A 21,262-nucleotide genomic window follows, 5' to 3' on the forward strand; every position below is an offset into this window, starting at 1 on the left:
TACCTCACAGCGTTCAGGCGTATCAGGAGGCGGGCGGGCGCCCTACCCCGGGGGTTTAAAGGTTCTGGGTAACGAAGGACAGCATCTGGTCAGCGGTAGAGATGACCTTGGAGTTCATTTCGTAGGCGCGCTGGGTGGTGATCATGTTGACCATCTCCTCGACCACGCTGACGTTGGAGTTCTCCAGGGTGTTCTGCAATGTGGTACCCAGGCCATTGAGGCCGGGGGTACCCACCTGCGGCGCACCGCTGGAGGCAGTCTCCAGGAACAGGTTGTTGCCGATCGCTTCCAGCCCTGCCGGGTTGATGAAGTCGGCGATCTGGATGTTGCCAACGACCTGCGGCTGCGGGTTGCCGGTGGTGGTGACCGACGCGGTGCCGTCCTCGCCGACGGTGAAGGTGCGCACTTCCGGCGGCAGCACGATGGCAGGCTCGAGCGCGAAGCCTTGGGATGTGACCACCTGGCCGTTGGAATTCAGGTGGAAGCTGCCATCACGGGTGTAGGACACCGTGCCATCGGGCATCAGCACCTGGAAGAAGCCACGACCATTGACGGCCATGTCCATCGGTTGCTCGGTGGTCTGCAGGCTGCCGGCGGTGAAGATCTTTTGCGTGCCATTGATGCGCACACCGGTACCCAGTTGCAGGCCGGACGGCAGCTGGCTGTCTTGGCTGGACTGGCCGCCTGGCTGACGACGGATCTGGTACAGCAGGTCCTCGAACTCGGCGCGATCGCGCTTGAAGCCCGTGGTGGAGACGTTGGCCAGGTTGTTGGAAATGGTCGTCAGGTTCATGTCCTGAGCAGACAGGCCGGTCTTGGCGACCCAAAGTGCCGGAAGCATAGCGTTCTCCTCGGGTGCCGGATTATGGCACCGCGTGTTGGTTATCAGCTCATTTGCAAGACGCGCGCCATGGCGGTGTCATTATCTTCTGCAGTGCGCATCATCTTGACCGACAGTTCGAATTGCCGGGACAGCGCCAGGATCGAGGTCATCTCCTCGACCGCATTGACGTTGCTGGACTCGAGAAAACCCGAGGTGATCTGCACAGTGGCGTCTGCAGCTGGCGGCTGCGGGCCGTTGAAGCGGATCATCCCGTCGGTACCCTTTTGCATTTGCTTGAGATCGGGATTGACCAGCCGCAGCCGGTCGACTTCGGCGAGCACCCGAGGTGCTTCACCCAGGGCGCGAATGCTGATGGTGCCGTCCTGACCAATCTCGATCTTCTGCTCCGGCGGCACGGCGATCGGCCCGGCATTGCCCATCACCGGCATGCCATTGCCGGTGCGCAGCATGCCTTGGGCGTCAACGTTCAGGCTCGCCGTGCGCACATAGGCCTCGGTGCCATCAGGCGCCTGCACCGCCAGCCAGCCCTTGCCACCGATGGCCACGTCCAGATCACGCCCGGTTTCCTGCAGTGTGCCCGGCGTGAAGTCGGTCCCTGGCCGTTCGCTCATGGCGAACACGCGCGAGGGCTGGCTCTCGCCGAAGATCGGCATCGAGCGCGCTTGCTCGAAATCACGGCGAAAACCGGTGGTGGAGATGTTCGCCAGATTGTTGGCGTGGGCACGCTGGGCCAACGTGTTGTTGTGGGCACCAGTCATGGAGACGTACAGCATCTTGTCCATGTTTTCCTCCGAGGTGGGCAACGCGCCCGCGGCTCTGACCACACCTCAAAAGCAATTCACATGCCACAATCCAAAAATAAAACTAAATCATTGATTTTAAAGACATTACCTCAATAAAAAAGGCTCCCTGGGGAGCCTGTAATTTGTCGCCTGGCGAGTCGTTGCCGCCTACGGCAACGACTCCCTGACGCTATCAGCGCAGATTGATGATCGTCTGGGTGATGGCGCTTTCGGTTTCGATGGTCTTGGCGTTGGCCTGGTAGTTGCGCTGCGCCACGATCAGGTTGACCAACTGGTCGGACAGTTCGACGTTGGAGTCTTCCAGGGCACCGGACTGCAGGGTGCCCAGGGTGCCGCTTTTTGGCGTACCGACCACCGGCTCGCCCGACTCGGAGGACTGCACCCAGGCGGTTTTACCAACCGGTGTCAGCCCCTGCATGTTGGCGAAGTTGGCCAGCACCAGCTGACCCTGAACCTTGGTCTGGCCGTTGGTGTAGCGCGCGAACAGCACGCCGGTCTCGTCAATTTCCAACCCCGCCAGTTCGCCCGTGCTGTAGCCGTCCTGCACGACCTTGGCCACCGAGAAGGTACTGTTGTACTGCGAGGAGCCGCGGAAATCGAACTTCACCGCGGCGCTGGCTTCGGAGCCGTTGGCAGCCCAGGTAGTGCCTTCGGCATTGGTCGGCGCCGCCGGAATCCAGCCGTTCATACTGATGGTGCCGTCCGGATTGACACTCAGCCCGGCGCTCAAGCCGGCCGGATCGACGCTCTGCAGCTTGCCGGCCGCATCGAAACTGATGCCGGCCGACAGCGGCTGGGTGTTGGCCGGGTTCAGCGGGTTACGGCCATCGACCAGGATCTTCACGTCCCAGTTGTTGGCCCCGGTTTTCACAAAATACTGGGTGAAGGAATGCGCATTGCCCTGGGCGTCATAGATGTTCACCGAGGTGGAGCGGTTGTAACTGGTCGGGTCGGCCGGGTTGAACGAGGCATTGGCCGCCGTGGTGCCCGCCGCCGCCCCTGCCGCATTCGCAGCAGCCAGCTGAGCTGGCGTCGCCGCCGCAGTCGCCGCTGCAATCTGAGCAGGCGTCGGATTGGCGACACCCGGCAGCAGGGAGCCATTGAAGGCGTTTTGATAGGCGCCATCATAGGCACTCTGGCGCAGCACCGGCACGCTCTCGGTCGAATTCAGGTTGAACGGCTGAGTGATGGTGCTCGTCGAGCGCGGCGCCTGGCTGGCGGTTTCCACCTTCAGGTTGCCGATGATGCCGTTCTGCAGGTTGCCGTTGGCATCCACTCCGTAACCCTGCAGGTTGTGTCCGAAGTTGTTGACGATGAAGCCCTGACGGTCAGTGCCGAAATAGCCGGCACGGGTGTAGCTGATATCGCCGTTATTGCTGGTACGGAAGAAGCCGCTGCCATTGATGGCCAGATCCAGCGAGTTCTTGGTGTAGTTGATGTTGCCCTGGCTGAACAGCTGGGACACATCACTGAGCAGCACGCCACTGCCGATCGGATTCGAGCCGCTGCTGAGCATCGACGAGGCATACAGGTCGGCAAACTCGGCACGTGACTGCTTGAAGCCAGCGGTGCCGGCGTTGGCAATGTTGTTACCCGTCACATTGAGGTCACTGGTTGCAGCACGCAGGCCACTCAGACCGATATTGAACGACATGAAAATCTCCTTGCCGATAGCCCGGCAGTTACAGCCTGTTAATTACTGACCAATGACCTGCACCTGCGACAACGGCACGTTGCCGATTCCCGCCAGGTTGAGCATCAATTCGTTGCCACCCAGGGTGACGCTGTCGACGTTGGCCGGCAGCAAGGTGTAAAGCCCCTTGGTTTCGTTGCCGTAGGTGGCCTGGGCCTCGAACTTGTAGGTGCCCGGTTTCATCACGTTGCCGCTCGAGTCCTTGCCATCCCAGATGAAGCTCAGGTTGCCGGCCTGCTGCTCGCCGAGGTTGATGCGGCTGACCACCGTGCCGGCACTGTCGTAGACGTTGACGTACACGTTGCTGCTGCTGGTGGGCAGCACGGCACTGGCCTTGAAGCTCTCGCTGGTATCGACCACCGCCTTGTCGACCGGCACGATCACCTTGCGCCCGACCAGGGAGGAAGCCTGCAGCGCCTGGGAGGACTGATAGCCGGACAGGATGGTTTCCATGCTCGAGTTGAGTTTCTCGACGCCTTCCACCGTACTGAACTGCGCCAGCTGGGCGATGAACTCACCGTTGCCCTGGGGCTCGAGCGGGTTCTGGTTGTTCAGCTGGGCCACCAGCAGATTGAGGAACTGGTCCTTGCCCAGCTCCTTGTTCTGCGTGCCGTCCTGCTTCAACTGATACTTGTCCAGTGCGGAACTGGAGCCTATGCCGTCAACGGTGCTCATGTGTCACTCCTGCTCACTGCCCCAGGGTCAATACGCGCTGCATCATCTGCTTGGCGGTATTCATCATTTCCACGTTGGTCTGGAAGGCACGACTGGCGGAAATCATGTCCGCCATCTCCTCGACCACGTTGACGTTGGGGTAATACACATAGCCCTCCTCGTTCGCCGCGGGATGATTGGGCTCGTAGCGCGCCATCAGGCTGCTCTGATCCTCGACGATGCCCATCACCTGCACGCCGGCACCGGACTGATCCTGGTCGGCGAACAGCGAACCGTTATTACCGCCCTGGGCATTCTGAAATACCGTGGCGAATACCGGATGGCGTGCGCGATAGGTCTGGTCGATGCTCGACGAGACGGTTTCGGCGTTGGCAATGTTGCTGGAGATGGTATTGAGGCGAGTGCTCTGGGCGCTCATCCCGGTTCCGGCGATGTTGAACACACTGGTAAGGGACATGTCAGGCTCCTTTATTCACCACGCAGGGCACTGATGAGCCCTTTGAATTTACTGTTGAGCAACGTGAAGCTGGTCTGGAAGGCCACCGCGTTCTCGGCGTAATTGGCCTGCTCCACCTGAGCGTCGACGGTGTTCTGATCGATAGACGGGGCTGTCGGCGTGCGATAGGCCAATGCGGCATCGCCCATTGGCACGCCTTCTGCTGCGATATGCCGGCTGTTGGTGGTTCTCAGACCTGCATTGCCGGCACCGCTGCCCTTGGCTGCCTGCTGCGCCAGCACCGAGGCGAAATCCAGATCACGCGCCTTGTAATTGGGGGTGTCGGCATTCGCCATGTTGTTGGCCAACACTTCGGCGCGCTGGGCACGGAAGCCCAGCGCCTTCTCGTGGATGCCAAGTGCACTGTCGAAACTGATGCTCATCTCAGGGACCTTTGCCGTAGTGGCTCGCCTGTTTTCGTGCAAAGTTCACAGCAAGGCACGTGCCAATTTATTTTTTTACTTTTAAATCAGGCAGATGAGCACCCAACAGGTGATTGCGAGGGCACAGGCGGCAAAGCTTTTCCGCCGCCTGGCAAGCGCAGAGCGGCAATTTCCCCAGAGCTTGCCGCTTTTCTGACGCACCAGCGACGGAACACCGTCAGACGTCGCCGGCAAGACAAACGAAAACGGGAGGCCGAAGCCTCCCGTTTTGCCGTGACACCGCTGCCTTTACTTGGCTTTGTAGATGATGCCCGGGCTGCACTGCACCATCTGATACTTCTCCGGCAGCCCGTTCAGCGCCTCCGAGGCCCCCAGAAACAGGTAGCCGCCCGGCTTGAGCATAGCGTGGATGCGCGTGAGGATGTCCTTCTTCACCTCGGCGGAGAAGTAGATCAGCACGTTACGACAAAACACGATGTCGAACTTGCCGAGGCTCGCGTAACTGTCGAGCAGGTTGAGCGGCCGGAATTCCACGCGACTCTTGATCGCCGGCTTCACCACCCAGCGCCCGGGCCCCTTGGGATCGAAGTAACGCTGCAGTCGATCGGCAGCCAACCCCCTGCCCATGGCCAGGCTGTCATACTCGCCCGACTTGCAGTTGTTGAGCATGGTGGGCGACAGGTCGGTAGCGACGATCTGCAGGCCGGCCTTGAGCTGGCCGATATTGCTACGCTCGAACTCGTCGATGCTCATCGACAGCGAGTAAGGCTCCTGGCCGGACGAGCAGGCCGCCGACCAGATGCGCAGGCGCTGGCCGGGGTAAGCCTTGATCAGCTCGGGCAGCACGCGGTTCTTGAGCACCTCGAAAGGGTAGGTGTCACGAAACCACAAGGTTTCGTTGGTGGTCATCGCATCGACCACCTGCTCGCGCAACCCACTGCGCGGCTGGTTCTGCATACGCTGCACCAACTCGCCCAGGGACTTGATGCCGTTGCTCTCCATCAGTTTATTGAGCCGACTGGAGACCAGGTACTGTTTATTGCTGCCCAGCACGATGCCGCAGGCCTTTTCCAGAAAGATCCGGAATTGTTCGAAATCCAAATTACCTGAAGACACTCGTGAGGCCTCGCCCATCTAAAAAATCGGATACGTCGAACGCTCATGGAGCGCTCGACGGTTCAGCTGCCGGCCTGCCGGCCTTGGCCGCACGCCTACCGGCTAGATCAGCCGGCCTTGACCCGCTCGACCACTCGGGCGGCCAGATCATCCGGGCGGAATTTCGCCAGGAAGTCATTGGCCCCGACCTTCTTCACCATGGCCTGGTTGAACACGCCGGACAGTGAAGTATGCAGGAGAATATGCAGCTTCTGCATGCGCGGATCGGAACGGATCGCTGCCGTCAGGGTATAGCCATCCATTTCCGGCATTTCGATATCGGAAATGATCATCAGCAACTCTTCTTCAGGCGCCTTGCCCTCATCGACCATGGCGCGCAGGAAGTCCAGCGCCTGGCGACCATCGTTGAGCGCAGTGACCTCGACCCCGACGGTTTGCAGGCAACGCATCACCTGCTTACGCGCCACGGAAGAATCATCGACGATCAGCACATGCTGACTAACCGCCTTGGTCTGCGCCTCGTCGTCGATCACCCCGGCGGAGATCACTTCGGAGGTCGGCGCCACTTCGGCGAGAATCTTCTCGACATCGATGATCTCGACCAGCTTGTCATCCAGCCGGGTGACTGCCGTAAGGTAATGATCGCGCCCGGTCCCCTTGGGTGGCGGGTGGATCTCTTCCCAGTTCATGTTGACGATGCGCTCAACCGAACGCACCAGGAAGCCCTGCACCTTGGTGTTGTATTCGGTGATGATAACGAAGCTACCCGTGATATCAGCCAGTGGGCGCTTGCCGGTAGCCATGGACAGATCCAGGATCGGGATGGTGCCACCACGGATGTTGGCCACGCCTCGAACCACCGGGCTCGACTTGGGCATGATGGTGAGTTTGGGGCACTGCAGCACCTCCTTCACCTTGAAGACGTTGATCCCGTACAGCTGAGGGCCGTCGAGACGAAACAGCAGCAGTTCCAGGCGATTTTGCCCAACCAGCTGAGTTCGCTGGTTGACCGAATCCATCACACCGGCCATGTACGGGCTCCCAAGATTCAAGTAACACATCAGATTTGGTTAGCGTAGCAGGCGGCACGCGCCTTGCTTCGAACCAGACATGAATGCACGAATGACAATTATCCGACGCGCGATGGCCAAGAGCCTTCGTTGCCTGGCAGTTTTACCTGCTTTACTGGCGCTCGGCTATAGCACGCTGACGACCGCATCCGTCACCCTGCCCGATCAGCTTATCGGCGAGACCCAGCGCTTTCTTGAGCAGGCAGTTGCAGACTATTTGCAGCGCAGCAATATTCAGGCTCGCCACGAGGTTCAAGTCAGCCGCCTGGACCCGCGTTTGCGCCTGCCACTGTGCGATCAACCCCTGAGCGCCACGCTGGAAACTCCGGCCGAGCCGGTTGGCCGCGTGACGGTGCGGGTACGCTGCGACGGCGCAGCGCCCTGGACGGTATTCGTGCCGGGCCAGGTACGCCTCTATCGAGAAGTGGTCACGGTGGTACGCCCCGTGAAACGCGAAGGTGTACTCGGCGAAGGCGACCTGCAGCTTGCCGAACGCGATGTCGGCCTGCTCAACCAAGGCTATATGACCGACCTGGAACAGGCGCTGGGCAGAAAGACCACCCGCCCCCTGCAAGCGGATCAGGTGCTGTCGCCTACCTTCATCCGCCAGGCAGAGGTGATACGCCGCGGCGATCAGGTGGTAATCAGCGCACGCAGTGGCGGCATCACCGTGCGCATGCCCGGCGAGGCGCTTTCCGATGGCTCGCTGGGCAAGCAGATCAGCGTGCGTAACCAGCGCTCGCAACGGGTGATACGTGCCAGGGTGGTCGGCCCCGGGCAGGTTGAAGTATTGATGTGACAGACGGCTCGGCCAAAGCAATGGCTGACGGACGAACAAGGCTGTTTTAGACTGTGTGGGCGACGCGATTTTTTTGCCTAAAGTTTTCTCAGGCATGGCCGACACACTAGGCAAGCGTCCACACACCGTTAGAGGTTTCCCATCATGGTCATCGATTTCAACCGACTCAACAGCTCCACGCCAGCCAGCACTACCCGTGCAGGCAGCACCCAGGGCGGCAAGAACGAAGCCATCGACACCAAGAGCGCTGGCAGCGAAGCTGCGGCGCAAAAAGCGGCTGCCAGCAGCAAGAGCGGCGAGTCCGTTCAACTGAGCAGCGAGGCACAGCAGTTGCAAAAAACCGTCGACAAGCTGCGCGACCAGCCAGCTGTCGATACCGACCGAGTGGCCAAGCTGAAACAGGCTGTTGCTGACGGCAGTTATCAGGTCGACAGCCAGCGCGTCGCCAGCAAGCTGCTCAACTTCGAATCCCAGCGCTAGTCGTCAGGCTCGCCCTGGGGTGTTGGACGCCCGGAAACCGCTTTGAAGGTGGCCCGCACGTGCGTGCAGGCATGCGCAAAGAAGTTTCATCCCAGAGAGCCGCAATGATGAATGCTACCCAGCTGCTTGACCTGTTCAACGAGGATATCGGCCACGCAGCGCAACTGCTTGAGCTGATCGAAGCCGAATATCACGCGCTCGGTGAACATGACCTGAGCCCATTGCAGGAAATCCTCGCGAGCAAGCAACCCTTGCTGGCCACGCTCGACCAGCACGGCAAGAGCCGCACGCAGATATTGTTGAGTTTGCAGCTGAGCCCTGACCGTGCAGGCTTGCAGCAACTGGCCGAACGCTCGACACAGGGTGACGAGCTGCTGCGGGCCAGTGAGCAGCTGAGCGAACTGCTCGAGCGCTGCCAGGAGGCCAACCTGCGAAACGGGCGCATTATCCGCTCCAGCCAGAAGTCCACTGCCGGCATGCTCGGTATCCTGCGCGGCAATGAAACGCCTTCGCTCTATGACAGCAGCGGCAGTACCGCTAAGATCGGCAACAAGCGCCCGCTCAGCCAGGCCTGACATAACGACAAGATGCGCGGTGAGGCAGTATCGCATCACCCGACGCAGCAGTACCTTGCCCCGGAGTACACTGGACCGTGTCCAACCCCTTCGCTCAGGAGTGTGGCCCGCAACCTCCTAAGGTGCTCAAGGCACCGCTGGAAATCATTGCCAACCTCCGTCTCCTGCAACACAACCATGACCCCTTGATCCTTATTTTCCAGGAGCGTAATCAGCGCTTTCAGAGCTATGTGATCGAAATCGACCGGGAACGCAATCTGCTGGTTCTCGACGAGATGATCCCCAGTGACGGCGAACGCTATCTGCAAAATGGCGAGCCGTTCAGCATCGAATCAATGCATGACGGCGTGCGCATCGCCTGGGACTGCCCGACCGGCATGCGCGCCGGCGAGTATCAAGGTGAGCGCTGCTATATCGGAACCATCCCCGCCGAGGTGCACTACCATCAGCGCCGTAATGCCTTTCGCGCTGCGCTCAGGCAATCGGAACAGGTCACGGTGCAGCTCAGTGGAACGCGCCTGCGCGCGCCGCTCGAAGGCCTGATGCTCGATATCTCGGCATCCGGCTGCAAGATCCGGCTGGCCGGTGATACCAGCCAGCAATTGCAGCCCGGGCAGATCTACGAGGACTTCTGTGCGCAACTGCCAGTGGGCAAGCTGGAGGCCGCCGTCGAGTTGCGCCATGCCCGCTATGACGACAAGCTAGACGTCACCCTTGCAGGCCTGCATTTCGCCAACCTGAGCGGGCTTCAACAGCGCCTGATCGAACGATTCGTCTATCAGTTGCAGCGCGAGGCGCGTCGCTTCGAGAGCGAAAGCTTTCTGTAAGCGGCCTGGCTGGTCATGCCTGGGGGGCTGTGACCGGCGGCTCCGGGCGCTCAGCCGGATCCACCGTGTCATCCGGGTTGGTCACCACAGGCTCCTGCATCTGCTCCTGTACCACCTGCTCGTCGACGCGCGGATCCAGCGCCGCCATCAGCGGTGAGGCGGTCATGTTCACCGGCATGGCCACGTGCTGCAGGGGTGCGTCATCGACCTGATGCAGGTGGGTGACGATGTTCGAGCGCACGCGCCAGACCAGGAACAGCCCGCAGACACAGAAGAATGCGTACAGCATGTTGGCGCCGAAAAAGCGCATCAGCACGCCAACCAGCAACGGACCGATACAAGCACCAACCCCAAAGGTCACCAACAGCATGGCGGTTAGCGAGACCCGGCGATCGGCTTCGACATGGTCGTTGGCGAATGCCACGGCCAGCGGATACAGGCTGAACTGCAGCATGCTGACGATAAATCCCACCGACACCAGAAGCAGCAACGGCGCTTCGGAAACGATGGCCAGCGGCGCCGCGACCAGCACCATCGCGGCTGACATGCCGCGTATCAGCTTCACCCGGTCGAAGCGATCCGAAAGCCAGCCCAGCGGCGCCTGAACCACCAGGCCAGCGAGAATGCAGCAGCCCATGAAGATCCCGATCTGCTCAGTCGCCAGGCCCATCTCGGTGGCATACAAAGGGGCCAGACCATAGAAGGCGCCGATCATCAGGCCGGCAACGCCAATGGTGGTGAGCGACAGCGGTACACGGCGGAAAAAGAAGCGCATTTCCAGCGGTGCCGGGCGCAGCGGCGCCGGATGCAGACGGCGGGTCAGGGCTACCGGCACCAGGCACAGGGCGAACGCCAGAGCCACCAGCATCAGCAACTCAAGGCCCAGGGTCGGGTGCACCACGAGTACCAGTTGACCCAGCACCAGCCCCAGGTAGGAAGCAGCCATGTAGCCAGCGAATACCAGGCCACGCTGCTTGGTCTCGGCCTGCTCGTTGAGCCAGCTCTCGATCACCATGTACTGACACATCATGCCCAGGCCCACCAGCACACGCAGCACCAGCCATGCCGGTAGCCAGTCGAGCAGACCATGGCCGAGCACCGCCGCCGTTACCACACCGGCGCAGGCGACGTAAGCCCGTATGTGCCCCACCCGGGCGATCAGCCGGTGGCCGATCTTGCCGCCCAGCACCAGGCCGAAGTAGTTGGCCGCCATCAGCGCGCCCGCCCAGATTCCCTCACCGGACTCGGCCAGCCGTAGCGCCAGGTAGGTACTGAGCAAGCCTGAGCCCAGCAGCATCAGGACGGTGGCGATGTACAGGGAACTGAAGGACTTCCAGATCAAACGCATTGGACTGCAACGACTCCTTGTACCGGCTGCGAGAACAGGCTGTTGTTCGATTTACGACCAGGTAGGTTTGCCCATTGCCAAGGCCAGCAACCTGCCGCTGTGCCATATTGATAGTGCGCAACCGGCACAGTTCACTGATTCCAAACCCTGCGTACCCGCGAGAACATCTCCCTCAGCTTTCGACACCCGCTTCCAGCGCCGCCAGCCGTGCTTCCAGGGCGTTGATCCTGGCCTCGAGTGCCTCAAGGCGCTCGGCTGAACCGCCAGGCGCCGGCTCCGGGCGCTGCGCACGCTCTTGCAACTGCGCCTGCAACTGCTCCGGGTCACCCAGAAGCTGGGCGTAACGGTCCTCACGCTGGCCAGCCTGACGCCCAACCAGGGCTACCAATTGCCGTCCGATCAATCGCTCGAGGTGATGCTGCACTTGCTGCGTATCATCGAAATCATACTGACGATTGCTGCGTGCCAGCAGCTCGCCGGTCGTCTGCGGCCCGCGCAGCAACAGTAACCCGAGCAGCGTCACCTGGGGGGCCACCAAGCCGAGGCACTTGTCCACCCGATGCTCCCAGCGATCGGCACGACTGCCCATCACCAGCCGCGCCAGACCGCGCTCTTCCAGGCTACGCAGGCCCTGCCCTACGCTGCCGGAGGTAAGGTTCATCAGGGGGTCGCGACTGGTCTTCTGGTTACAGGCCAGCACCACTGCGTTCAAGGTCAGCGGATAGGCTTCTGGGGTAGTGGCCTGCTTTTCGATCAGGCAACCCAATATGCGTGCCTGCGCTGCACTGAGTGGCTCTGTACCGGGAATGTCGTGAGATTCATCGGTCATGTCGTTCACCAATCCTGGGAGAAGCCCTAGGGTAGCCTGAGCGCACCCAAGTTGACATGAACAAAGCGAGTATGGCGGCCGCAAGGCGCCGATTCCGAGCTACGCGGGAGAAGATCCCAGAGACCGGAAATGAATGAGAATTATTTTTATTGACATGTAGTCGAGAATGACTATTATCTACATCACCAGCCGCGAGGCTGGTTCGATAATCTGAAAGCTTCCTGGTCGGATGCTGACAGGTTATCTCCTCATCAGGCTAATCACGGTTATTGACCCGGCTTTTTGCCGGGTCTTTTTTTGCTTTTCATCAGGCTTGCGCAAATCGGGTGCACCCGCGCCAGTGCCTCTTGGCGAGGGTGGATCATGGCGTCCCCTGCTGGAATCGAACCAGCATCTAGCCCTTAGGAGGGGCTTATTCTATCCGTTGAACTAAGGAGACCCGTTTGATCCGGCGCCCTTGAGGACGCCGGCCGGCATGTTAACCAGCGAAACGCAATTTGTCATGCCACTCTCCCGATTCAGGCAGCGGGTTCGAATAGCCTGACGATGACCGCGCTGTCCGACTTGAGCCTCTCCTGCAGTTGTCGCTCCAGCACGCGCGCACGCTCCACGGCCTTTTCCTTGACGTGGCCGTAGCCGCGGATTTGCTCTGGAAGCTCCGCAATGGCCACGGCGGTCTGATAATTATCAGCCGTGAGCGCCTCCAGCAGCGACGCCACGCTACGCTCGTAATCTCCGATCAACGCCTGTTCCAGCTTGCGCTCCTCGCTGCGAGCGAAGGGATCCAGCCAGGTGCCACGCACAAAGCGCAAGGTCGCCAGAACCTTGAAGGCCTTGAGCATCCAGGGCCCAAAACTGCGCTTGCGCGGCTCTCCCGTGGCGCTGTCCGTGTGGCTCAGCCAGGAGGGCGCGAGGTGGAACTGCAGGCGGAAGTCGCCCTGGAACTGCGCATGCAGTGCTTCGCTGAAGGCAGCGTCGCTGTACAACCGCGCCACTTCGTACTCGTCCTTGTAGGCCAGCAACTTGAAGTAATAGCGCGCGACCGCCTCGGTCAGACGTTGACGCGGATCGCTGTCACGTGCGCGAACACGACCGACCAGCTCCCGGTAGCGCTCGGCATAGCGGCTGTTCTGATAGGCGGTCAACCGGGCGACACGATCCTCGATGACCTGATCGAGCGTGGTACAGCGAGTATCTTCGGCGCCCTGCGAACGCACCAGGCGCTCGATGGCCGCTGCGTCATAGGCCGCGCGCCGCCCCCAGAGAAAGGCTTGCTGGTTGAACTCGACCGCCACGTTGTTGAGCTCGATGGCCTTGTCGATGGCCTGGGCACTGATGGGCACCAGACCCTTTTGATAGGCGTAGCCGAGCATGAACAGGTTGGTGGCGATACTGTCGCCGAGCAGACGCGTCGCCAATTGCGTGGCATTGACGAACCAGGTCTTGTCAGCGCCCACCGCGTCGACCAGCGCCTGACGCATCGCAGCCCCTGGCACCTGGGCGTCGGGGTTGCGAGTGAATTCCGCAGTCGCTGCCTCGTGATCATTGATCACCGCATGGGACACCTGCTCATTGAGCTTGGCCAGCGCGTCCTCCCCCGCCGCCACTACCAGGTCACAACCGATCAGCAGGTCGGCTTCACCCGCAGCAATGCGTACCGCGTAGATATCGTCCTGGCGTGCGGCGATACGCACATGGGTATTCACCGGCCCGAACTTCTGCGCCAGGCCTGCCTGATCCAGCACCGTGCAACCCTTGCCTTCAAGGTGCGCAGCCATACCCAGCAGCGCGCCCACCGTAGTCACCCCGCTTCCGCCAACACCTGGCAAAAGGATGTTCCAGGGTCGCTCCAGGGCGGGCTGCCGGGGCTCAGGCAAGGCCACGAACAGCGCGCCGGCGCCGAGCGCCTGGGGCTGACGCAGCCCACCGCCATGCACTGTGACAAAGCTGGGGCAAAAGCCGTCGAGGCAGCTGAAATCCTTGTTGCAGGCGTTCTGGTCGATTTCCCGCTTGCGCCCCAACTCGGTCTCCAGCGGCAGTACCGACAGGCAGTTGGATTTCACGCTGCAGTCGCCGCAGCCTTCGCATACCGCCGCATTGATAAAGGCGCGTTTGGCAGGATCGAGCAGTTTGCCGCGCTTGCGCCGCCGGCGCTTTTCAGTCGCGCAGGTCTGGTCGTAGATGATCACCGACACGCCCTTGAACTCGCGCAGCTCGCGCTGCACCGCGTCGAGCTCGCGGCGATGATGAAAGCTGGTGATCGGCGCAAAGCTCGAGCGGCTGGGGTACTTGTCGGGCTCGTCACTGACCACCGCGACGCGTTTGACGCCTTCGGCGAATACCTGCTGGCTGAGCTGATCGACCCGTAATTCGCCGTCCACGGGCTGGCCACCGGTCATCGCCACCGCATCGTTGTAGAGAATCTTGTAGGTGATGTTCACCCCCGCCGCCACCGCAGCACGCAGCGCCAGATGGCCGGAATGGAAGTAGGTACCGTCACCCAGGTTCTGGAACACATGGGGGGTATCGGTAAATGGCGCCTGGCCGATCCAGGTCACCCCTTCGCCGCCCATCTGGCTAAAGGTGTCGGTGCTGCGGTTCATCCACTGGGTCATGTAATGGCAACCGATGCCACCCATCGCACGGCTGCCCTCAGGCACCTTGGTCGAGCTGTTGTGCGGGCACCCGGAACAGAAATGAGGCGTACGCACGGTGTTGTAACTGCGCGCCGCCAGGGCCTTTTCCTTGGCGTCGAGAAAGCCCAGACGCGCCTCGATCACGGCACTGGTGTAGATCGGCGCTAAGCGACGAGCAATGACCCGGGCGATCATCGCCGGGGTCAGCTCGCCCAGGTTCGGCAGCAGCGACTGCCCTTGCTCGTCGAATTCGCCAACCACCCTGGGCCGTTTGCCGACCGGCCAGTTGTAGAGCTGCCCCGTCAGTTGATCCTCGATGATGCTGCGCTTCTCCTCGACGACCAGAATCTCATCGAGCCCTTCGGCAAAATCATGCACCGACACCGGCTCCAGCGGCCAACTCATGCCAATTTTCAAGACACGCAGGCCGATCCGTGCACAGAGCGCGTCATCCAGCCCCAGATCATCCAGGGCCTGGCGCACATCCAGGTACGATTTGCCGGTGGTTATGATCCCCAGCCGCGGGTTGGCCGAGTCGAGCATCACCTTGTTCAGGCCATTGGCACGGGCGAAAGCGCGGGCTGCATAGATCTTGTAGACGTTGAGGCGCTTCTCCTGGGCCAGCGGTGGATCCGGCCAGCGAATATGCACGCCGTCCTCGGGCAGTTCGAAGTCATCGGGCAGCGTGACCTGGATGCGTTGCGGGTCCACATCCACCACGGCAGAAGAATCGACGTTCTCGGCGATGGTTTTCAAGGCGACCCAGCAGCCGCTATAGCGCGACAGCTCCCAGCCGATGATGCCGTAGTCGAGGATTTCCTGAACATTGGCCGGGTTGAGCACCGGCATCGAGGCGGCGATAAAGGCGTGCTCGCTCTGATGGGCGATGGTCGACGACTTGCAGCCATGGTCGTCGCCGGCCAGCACCAGCACGCCGCCATGGGGCGATACCCCGGCAGAGTTGCCATGCTTGAACACGTCGCCGCTGCGGTCGACGCCCGGGCCCTTGCCGTACCACATGGCGAATACGCCGTCGTAGCGTGCACCGGGAAACAGATTGGTCTGCTGGCTGCCCCATACCGCCGTGGCCCCGAGCTCCTCGTTGACCCCCGGCTGGAAATGAATGGCGTTCTGCTGCAGAAATTCGCGGGCCTCCCAGAGGCTCTTGTCCAGCCCGCCCAATGGCGAGCCACGATAGCCGGAGATGAAGCAGGCGGTATTCAGCCCGGCAGTGGTATCACGCTGCTTCTGCAGCATGGGCAGGCGCGTGAGGGCCTGGGTGCCAGTGAGATACAAATGACCCGTAGCGAGACGGTATTTGTCGTCCAGACGGATTTCGGCCAGAGACATAAGACGGCGCTCCTGTTGTTTTTATAGCGAGCTGTCAAGTGACAGGGTTATTCACCTGCCCACATCCCCCAGGATCACTGTGGGGATGAATGCCTTAAGCATAGACCGGAGTTTGGCGATTTTTCCTTTCTCATTTATGCCGCTAGTGGGGATACTGCGCATGAACGTTTCGACAATAATCAAAAATGGGAAACGAACATGCACGACACCCTCAGCGCTATCGATCGCCGGATTCTCCGTCTCCTGCAACGCAACGCCGACCTCAGCGCTGCTGAAATTGCCAAGAAGGTCGAGCTCTCGCAGTCGCCCTGCTGGCGGCGCATCAACCGCCTTCAGGAAGAAGGTTTTATCGAACGCAAGGTGGCCCTGCTCAGCCACAAGCGTCTCGGCTTCACCATCACGGTATTCGTCAGTATCAAGTTGTCGGCCCATGGCCGTAGCAATCTGGATGAGTTCGAACGGGCGATTGCCGGTTATCCGCAGGTGATCGAGTGCTACACCATGGCGGGGAGTTCGGACTATCTGCTCAAAGTGGTGGCTCGGGACATCGCCAGTTATGAGCGTTTTCTACGCGACCAACTACTGCAACGGCCCCATGTGCAGGAGGCCCATTCAGGCATCGCAATGAGCGAAGTAAAGCGCACTACGGAGCTGCCGCTGGAATAAGGCAAAATAGCCACCTTGCATTTTGCAATGCGGCAATTCGGCCATCTTGCAACATGCACGAGAAGGCCGCGCAATCACAACGCCAAGTCATTGATTTAAAAGGATTTAATTACCTCAAATTCCTGGCACGGGAACTGCAATTTCTCTCGCATAGAATCCGAATGCGAGAACCCATTCCATGAACAGCCTCATCGTCCTGGTCACCGCCGTTGCCCTGACCCTGCTCGCAGGCGCCGCATTCGCCAATTTCCAGAATAACCAGCAGCAGGCCACTGCCATGCATCTCGTGCAGCAGATGCGCGCGACCCCGGTACAGTTCGAGCATGCCGCCAAGGTCGAACCGGGCCAGTTCGCCGCCAAGCCGCTGACTACCGGCGAATGGCAGCCCAGCCCGAAACAGCAGCGCTTCACGTTTTGAGCGCCGGTCATGTGGAGCATATTCTTTCCCGGTTTCGTCTTGCTGCTGACCACCATCACCTGTACAGCCATCTGGCTGATTGATGGCCTCTGTGATGGGACGCCGCCAAACAGCGCCAACAGCGATGAGCACAATGGCCCCCACGATCCTTTTTTCTAGATGGCGAATCTGTCGCGCGAGGAAAGCATGATGTCCAAACCCGCCTTGTTTTTTCTGCTGATCGCAGTGGCTTCCGCCGTTATGCTGGCCCTGCCCGAGCAGGCTCAATGGCTTGGTGCCGCGGCCAAGATCAGCCTGGCGGTAAGCGGCGCCGCGCTGGCGATTGCCCTGCTGATAGGCAAACGGGTGAAGTTCGACCCCGTGCTGCGCTAACCAGCCCCTGGCGACCGGCCCTCCTGCGGACCCGGCAAGCTGTCAATGAGACGAAGCATGCTCTCTACCGCCCGCTCGAGCGGACCTGAATTGTCGATATGCAGGACGCCCTCAGTGGCGGATCCACGCCTATCAGCGAAGTGCGCGCTGCGCGCCATCCTGGCATCGATCTGAGCGGCGCTTTCTCGAGCGCGGCTGAGCAGGCGTGACCTTAGAACAGCTGGTTCGACCTCCAGCAGCACGGCTTCCAGCTGCGGATACCGCCGGCGCGCCTCATCCAGGTAGGCACGCGACCCATTGACAACCACCAGATAGCCGTCCGCGAGCCACGTGTCGATTTCCAGGCCGATACCATAGGCGAGCCCATTGGCCCGCCAGGACATGGCGAATCCGCCCGCCGATTCCCGGGCCTCGAACGCCTGGAACGAGACGGCAATGGCTTCTTCACCTCCCAGATCGGCACCACGGGTAACGATCCGACGGGCAATGCGACAACGCCGATTCTCCAGGCGCCGTTCCAGCGCCGCGAGCACACTGTCCTTGCCAGACCCAGAAGGCCCCATCAGGTAAATCAGCATGCCCTGCGTCATTGCAGCACCTCTGTGCAACATAAAGGAATCACGCCCCCTGAAACCCCGGTTTGCGGAGCAGGTGGCGCCCAACGATATCATCTGCAATGTGTCGACCGCCGCCCCTCCTGATGCAGCCCCCCAAACGGGGAATACCCCTTCCAGACTCCCTCGTGAACGAAAATTGCCAAGTGCGGCCCTCTGCCATCCTTGATAAATGCGACGCTGCGCGCAATCGGGAACAATTCCGAGAAGTAGTGCTGGCAAAAAGCCGGTACCCAGTCCAGAATACGACACGTAATTGGCGTCAATTATCTGCTGGCAAGAAGTACGATCACCAGACAAAATGCCGACGTTGCTGAACGGCAAGGGCAAAAGATGGTCAGAACCCTGACATTCCGTAGCTATATGCCATTACAGCTTCGTTTCCCTGAACTAATTTGGTTGATGTATGCGCCCTATGAAACAGGCTATTTACTCCAGCCGTACGGCTGACAAGTTCGTCGTTCGGTTGCCAGACGGCATGCGCGAGCGCATCGCTGATGTGGCTCGCCAACACCACCGCAGCATGAACTCCGAGATTATTGCTCGCCTCGAACAGAGCATGCTTCAGGAAGGCGCGCTGGACGACGAACTTGGCATTCGTCTCGACAGCCCCGAGTTGTCACTGCACGAGCGCGAGCTCCTGCAACGCTTTCGCCAGCTGTCGCGTCGCCAGCAGAACGCGCTTGTGTCGCTGATCGCTCATGACGCAGAGATGGCCGCCGGCAACGACGACTGACGCGATATCCCATGAAAAAACCGGCTCAAGGCCGGTTTTTTTGTTGGTCGCCACAGGCATTCAGAGCAGAAACAATGACGCCAGACCGAGGAAGATAAAAAAGCCGCCGCTGTCGGTCACCGCGGTGATCATCACGCTGGCGCCCATCGCCGGATCGCGGCCGATACGCATCAAGGTCATGGGGATCAGCACCCCCATAAGCGCCGCAAGCAGCAGATTCAGGGTCATCGCCGCCGTCATTACCACGCCCAGCGACCAGCTGTCATACAAGCCATAGGCCACGATACCGATCACCCCGCCCCATACCAGGCCGTTGATCAGTGCCACACCCAATTCCTTGCGAATCAGTCGCGAGGTATTGCCGGTACTGACCTGATCGAGCGCCATCGCACGCACGATCATGGTGATGGTCTGGTTGCCCGAATTCCCCCCGATACCCGCGACAATAGGCATCAGCGCCGCCAACGCCACCAGCTTCTCGATGGATCCTTCGAACAGACCAATGACCCGCGAGGCCATGAACGCGGTCACCAGGTTCACTGCCAGCCAGGCCCAGCGGTTGCGCACCGACTTCCAGACCGAAGCGAAGATATCTTCCTCCTCGCGCAGACCGGCCATGTTGAGAACTTCGCTTTCGCTTTCCTCACGGATCAGGTCGACCATTTCGTCAATGGTCAGACGACCGATGAGTTTGCCGTTCTTGTCTACCACCGGCGCCGAAATGAGGTCATAGCGCTCGAAGGCCTGGGCAGCATCGTAGGCATCCTCGTCAGGATGGAAGCTGACGGGATCACTGGCCATGACCTCGGCTACCTGCTTCTCCGGATCGTTGACCAGCAGGCGCTTGATTGACAGCACGCCCTTGAGCACGCCGTCGTAATCGACCACGAACAGCTTGTCGGTATGCCCCGGCAGCTCCTTGAGACGCCGCAGGTAACGCAGCACCACCTCTAGGCTGACGTCTTCGCGAATGGTCACCATCTCGAAGTCCATCAGCGCACCGACCTGCTCCTCCTCGTAGGAGAGCGCAGAACGCACCCGCTCGCGCTGCTGGGCATCGAGGGTCTCCATGAGCTCGTGCACCACGTCGCGCGGCAGCTCGGAGGCCAGGTCGGCCAGCTCGTCGGCATCCATCTCCTTGGCCGCCGCGAGGATCTCGTGATCCTCCATGTCGGCCAGCAGGGTTTCACGGACGGCATCCGACACTTCGAGGAGGATGTCGCCGTCGCGGTCAGCCTTGACCAACTGCCAGATGGCCAGGCGATCTTCCAGCGGCAGCGCCTCGAGGATGTAGGCAACGTCCGCCGAGTGCAGATCATCGAGCTTGCGCTGCAGCTCTGCCAGGTTCTGCCGATGCACCAGGCCTTCGACACGGTCCTGGTGCGGGCCTTCCTGGCGATGGGTCAGGTCTTCGACCAGCCGATGCCGCTGCAACAGCTCGACGACCTGTGCGAGTCGATCCTGCAGGCTTTCTTGCGGCTTCTTGGCTTCTGCTTCGGTCATGGCACACTCCGCCCCCAGCGGCGGCGCGCGCCAGCGAGGGTCAATCAGTCAATACGTGATTGCACACTTGGAATTCTGAGTTACTACTGGGTAAGTCCATGGAAGGGATCCACAAGCCCCGGCGGGGCTGACGGGGCGAATAATACCATGCCAATCGGCCACGTACGTGACAAAGGCATGGCAGGACAAGCGCTTGCAGCGTTTTCCTGAGCCCGTAGGCAAGAGTTCGAAATACTGCGACGCACATCGGGCTTGGCAAGACACCTGGCAGTGGCAAGATTGTCGGGTAGGCCGCTTGAAACGTCACGGAGGACGCCGCCATGCATCGGATACCCTGCCTAACCCTCTGCGCCATGCTGCTTTGCCCTGCCCCGCTACCGGCGTCGAACGTGTTTCGCTGCGAGGATGAAACGGGCCATGTCACCTTCACGCGCCACGGCTGCGCCGGCAGCCAGCAACAGCAGATTCAGAACACCCACAATCCCAGACCCGGCAGCGGCGCAGCCGTTCCACTGGCAACACCTCGAGTCGGTAACAAAGATGCCAGGGCAAGCGGCAACGAGCGCAGGCTGACCATCGTCGGTGGTCGGCAGGATGGCTGCGACAACGCCGTTACCGGCAACGCCAGGCGCGAAGCGATCATCAGAAAGCAGATACGCGCCGGCATGACCCGCAGCGACGTGGAAAGCGCCCTGGGCAAGCCAGAACGCATCAGCAAGCGCAACGGCCAGACCACCTACCACTACGCCAGCAAACACAACAGCGAGCGACGCACCGTGGTCTTCGACCAGAACGACTGCGTGGCCGGCAAACGCTAGGCCGTCGAGACCCCGCAGCGCAGCGGGCCGCAGAACCGGCGCGCGCCTCGGCAACTGGTTTCGCGCAGGGCCGGCAAGGATAAATCGCGAACAAAGAAAAAGGGCCTGCATCGCTGCAGGCCCTTTCGGTATGGCGGACTCAGGAGGATTCGAACCTCCGACCGCTCGGTTCGTAGCCGAGTACTCTATCCAGCTGAGCTATGAGTCCGTT

At 60.8% G+C, this 21,262-nt stretch carries 22 protein-coding genes and 2 tRNA genes; 9 read left to right on the plus strand and 15 right to left on the minus strand.

Features of this window, described 5'->3' with window-relative positions; genetic code table 11:
* Positions 1-55: 55 nt before the first annotated feature.
* The 8 genes from flgG to BM154_RS02765 form a co-directional block, all read right to left on the minus strand.
* Positions 56-841, minus strand: coding sequence for a flagellar basal-body rod protein FlgG (flgG, locus tag BM154_RS02730; RefSeq protein WP_074880697.1), 786 nt, complete (start codon positions 839-841; stop codon positions 56-58).
* Between the two features lie 44 nt (positions 842-885).
* Complete coding sequence (locus BM154_RS02735) at positions 886-1,626, minus strand: flagellar basal body rod protein FlgF (protein WP_074880700.1); 741 nt, start codon at positions 1,624-1,626, stop codon at positions 886-888.
* A 193-nt stretch (positions 1,627-1,819) separates the two neighbouring features.
* Positions 1,820-3,301: a flagellar hook protein FlgE gene (locus BM154_RS02740; protein WP_074880703.1), complete on the minus strand. Its 1,482-nt coding sequence runs from the start codon at positions 3,299-3,301 to the stop codon at positions 1,820-1,822.
* A gap of 42 nt (positions 3,302-3,343) precedes the next feature.
* A complete protein-coding gene (gene flgD / locus BM154_RS02745; protein WP_074880707.1) occupies positions 3,344-4,015 on the minus strand; it encodes a flagellar hook assembly protein FlgD in 672 nt (223 codons plus the stop codon).
* 13 nt (positions 4,016-4,028) lie between these two features.
* Positions 4,029-4,472 carry a flagellar basal body rod protein FlgC gene (gene flgC / locus BM154_RS02750; protein WP_074880710.1) on the minus strand — a complete coding sequence of 148 codons (444 nt, stop codon included), beginning with the start codon at positions 4,470-4,472 and terminating at the stop codon, positions 4,029-4,031.
* A gap of 11 nt (positions 4,473-4,483) precedes the next feature.
* Positions 4,484-4,894, minus strand: a complete 411-nt coding sequence (gene flgB, locus BM154_RS02755; RefSeq protein WP_074880713.1) for a flagellar basal body rod protein FlgB — start codon at positions 4,892-4,894, stop codon at positions 4,484-4,486.
* Positions 4,895-5,182: 288 nt separating this feature from the next.
* Complete coding sequence (gene cheR, locus BM154_RS02760) at positions 5,183-6,010, minus strand: protein-glutamate O-methyltransferase CheR (protein WP_074882327.1); 828 nt, start codon at positions 6,008-6,010, stop codon at positions 5,183-5,185.
* Positions 6,011-6,117: 107 nt separating this feature from the next.
* Positions 6,118-7,041, minus strand: a complete 924-nt coding sequence (locus BM154_RS02765) for a chemotaxis protein CheV (protein ID WP_074880716.1) — start codon at positions 7,039-7,041, stop codon at positions 6,118-6,120.
* 79 nt (positions 7,042-7,120) lie between these two features.
* Between BM154_RS02765 and flgA the strand changes: the two genes are divergently transcribed.
* The 4 genes from flgA (at position 7,121) to BM154_RS02785 (ending at position 9,761) form a co-directional block, all read left to right on the plus strand.
* On the plus strand, positions 7,121-7,879 hold the full coding sequence (gene flgA, locus BM154_RS02770; protein WP_074880719.1) for a flagellar basal body P-ring formation chaperone FlgA: 759 nt from the start codon (positions 7,121-7,123) through the stop codon (positions 7,877-7,879).
* 144 nt (positions 7,880-8,023) lie between these two features.
* Positions 8,024-8,359: a flagellar biosynthesis anti-sigma factor FlgM gene (gene flgM / locus BM154_RS02775; protein ID WP_074880724.1), complete on the plus strand. Its 336-nt coding sequence runs from the start codon at positions 8,024-8,026 to the stop codon at positions 8,357-8,359.
* Positions 8,360-8,466: 107 nt separating this feature from the next.
* Entirely contained in the window at positions 8,467-8,934 is a 468-nt protein-coding gene (locus tag BM154_RS02780) for a flagella synthesis protein FlgN (protein ID WP_074882329.1), read from the plus strand.
* 77 nt (positions 8,935-9,011) lie between these two features.
* The gene (locus BM154_RS02785) at positions 9,012-9,761 is read left to right on the plus strand and encodes a flagellar brake protein (RefSeq protein WP_074880728.1); all 750 of its coding nucleotides are present in this window, start codon (positions 9,012-9,014) and stop codon (positions 9,759-9,761) included.
* 13 nt (positions 9,762-9,774) lie between these two features.
* On the opposite strand, the gene BM154_RS02790 is transcribed toward BM154_RS02785, so the two are convergent.
* From BM154_RS02790 to BM154_RS02805, 4 genes are all read right to left on the minus strand, one after another.
* The gene (locus tag BM154_RS02790; RefSeq protein WP_074880731.1) at positions 9,775-11,109 is read right to left on the minus strand and encodes an MFS transporter; all 1,335 of its coding nucleotides are present in this window, start codon (positions 11,107-11,109) and stop codon (positions 9,775-9,777) included.
* A 172-nt stretch (positions 11,110-11,281) separates the two neighbouring features.
* Entirely contained in the window at positions 11,282-11,938 is a 657-nt protein-coding gene (locus tag BM154_RS02795; protein ID WP_074880734.1) for a YceH family protein, read from the minus strand.
* Positions 11,939-12,302: 364 nt separating this feature from the next.
* Positions 12,303-12,377: transfer RNA gene (locus tag BM154_RS02800), tRNA-Arg, on the minus strand.
* A gap of 79 nt (positions 12,378-12,456) precedes the next feature.
* Positions 12,457-15,924, minus strand: a complete 3,468-nt coding sequence (locus tag BM154_RS02805; protein WP_074880737.1) for an indolepyruvate ferredoxin oxidoreductase family protein — start codon at positions 15,922-15,924, stop codon at positions 12,457-12,459.
* Positions 15,925-16,122: 198 nt separating this feature from the next.
* Between BM154_RS02805 and BM154_RS02810 the strand changes: the two genes are divergently transcribed.
* The 3 genes from BM154_RS02810 (at position 16,123) to BM154_RS02820 (ending at position 17,380) form a co-directional block, all read left to right on the plus strand.
* Positions 16,123-16,590: an Lrp/AsnC family transcriptional regulator gene (locus BM154_RS02810; RefSeq protein ID WP_074880739.1), complete on the plus strand. Its 468-nt coding sequence runs from the start codon at positions 16,123-16,125 to the stop codon at positions 16,588-16,590.
* Positions 16,591-16,768: 178 nt separating this feature from the next.
* Positions 16,769-17,008 carry a hypothetical protein gene (locus BM154_RS02815; RefSeq protein ID WP_074880743.1) on the plus strand — a complete coding sequence of 80 codons (240 nt, stop codon included), beginning with the start codon at positions 16,769-16,771 and terminating at the stop codon, positions 17,006-17,008.
* Between the two features lie 189 nt (positions 17,009-17,197).
* Positions 17,198-17,380 carry a PA3371 family protein gene (locus tag BM154_RS02820; RefSeq protein WP_074882331.1) on the plus strand — a complete coding sequence of 61 codons (183 nt, stop codon included), beginning with the start codon at positions 17,198-17,200 and terminating at the stop codon, positions 17,378-17,380.
* Here BM154_RS02820 and phnN read toward each other — a convergent pair.
* Entirely contained in the window at positions 17,377-17,958 is a 582-nt protein-coding gene (phnN, locus tag BM154_RS02825; protein ID WP_425272796.1) for a phosphonate metabolism protein/1,5-bisphosphokinase (PRPP-forming) PhnN, read from the minus strand. The genes BM154_RS02820 and phnN overlap by 4 nt on opposite strands.
* A 442-nt stretch (positions 17,959-18,400) precedes the next feature.
* Between phnN and BM154_RS02830 the strand changes: the two genes are divergently transcribed.
* Positions 18,401-18,730: an Arc family DNA-binding protein gene (locus BM154_RS02830; RefSeq protein ID WP_074880746.1), complete on the plus strand. Its 330-nt coding sequence runs from the start codon at positions 18,401-18,403 to the stop codon at positions 18,728-18,730.
* A gap of 60 nt (positions 18,731-18,790) precedes the next feature.
* Here the strand turns inward: BM154_RS02830 and mgtE are convergent, their stop codons facing one another.
* On the minus strand, positions 18,791-20,233 hold the full coding sequence (mgtE, locus tag BM154_RS02835) for a magnesium transporter (protein ID WP_074880750.1): 1,443 nt from the start codon (positions 20,231-20,233) through the stop codon (positions 18,791-18,793).
* Between the two features lie 320 nt (positions 20,234-20,553).
* Here mgtE and BM154_RS02840 point away from each other — a divergent pair, with 320 nt between their 5' ends.
* A complete protein-coding gene (locus BM154_RS02840; protein WP_074880754.1) occupies positions 20,554-21,051 on the plus strand; it encodes a DUF4124 domain-containing protein in 498 nt (165 codons plus the stop codon).
* A 131-nt stretch (positions 21,052-21,182) separates the two neighbouring features.
* Here BM154_RS02840 and BM154_RS02845 read toward each other — a convergent pair.
* Positions 21,183-21,259, minus strand: a tRNA-Arg gene (locus BM154_RS02845).
* Positions 21,260-21,262 lie beyond the last annotated feature (3 nt).

Origin of the sequence: Phytopseudomonas argentinensis, from assembly GCF_900113905.1 — a bacterium.
Lineage (GTDB): Bacteria > Pseudomonadota > Gammaproteobacteria > Pseudomonadales > Pseudomonadaceae > Aquipseudomonas > Aquipseudomonas argentinensis.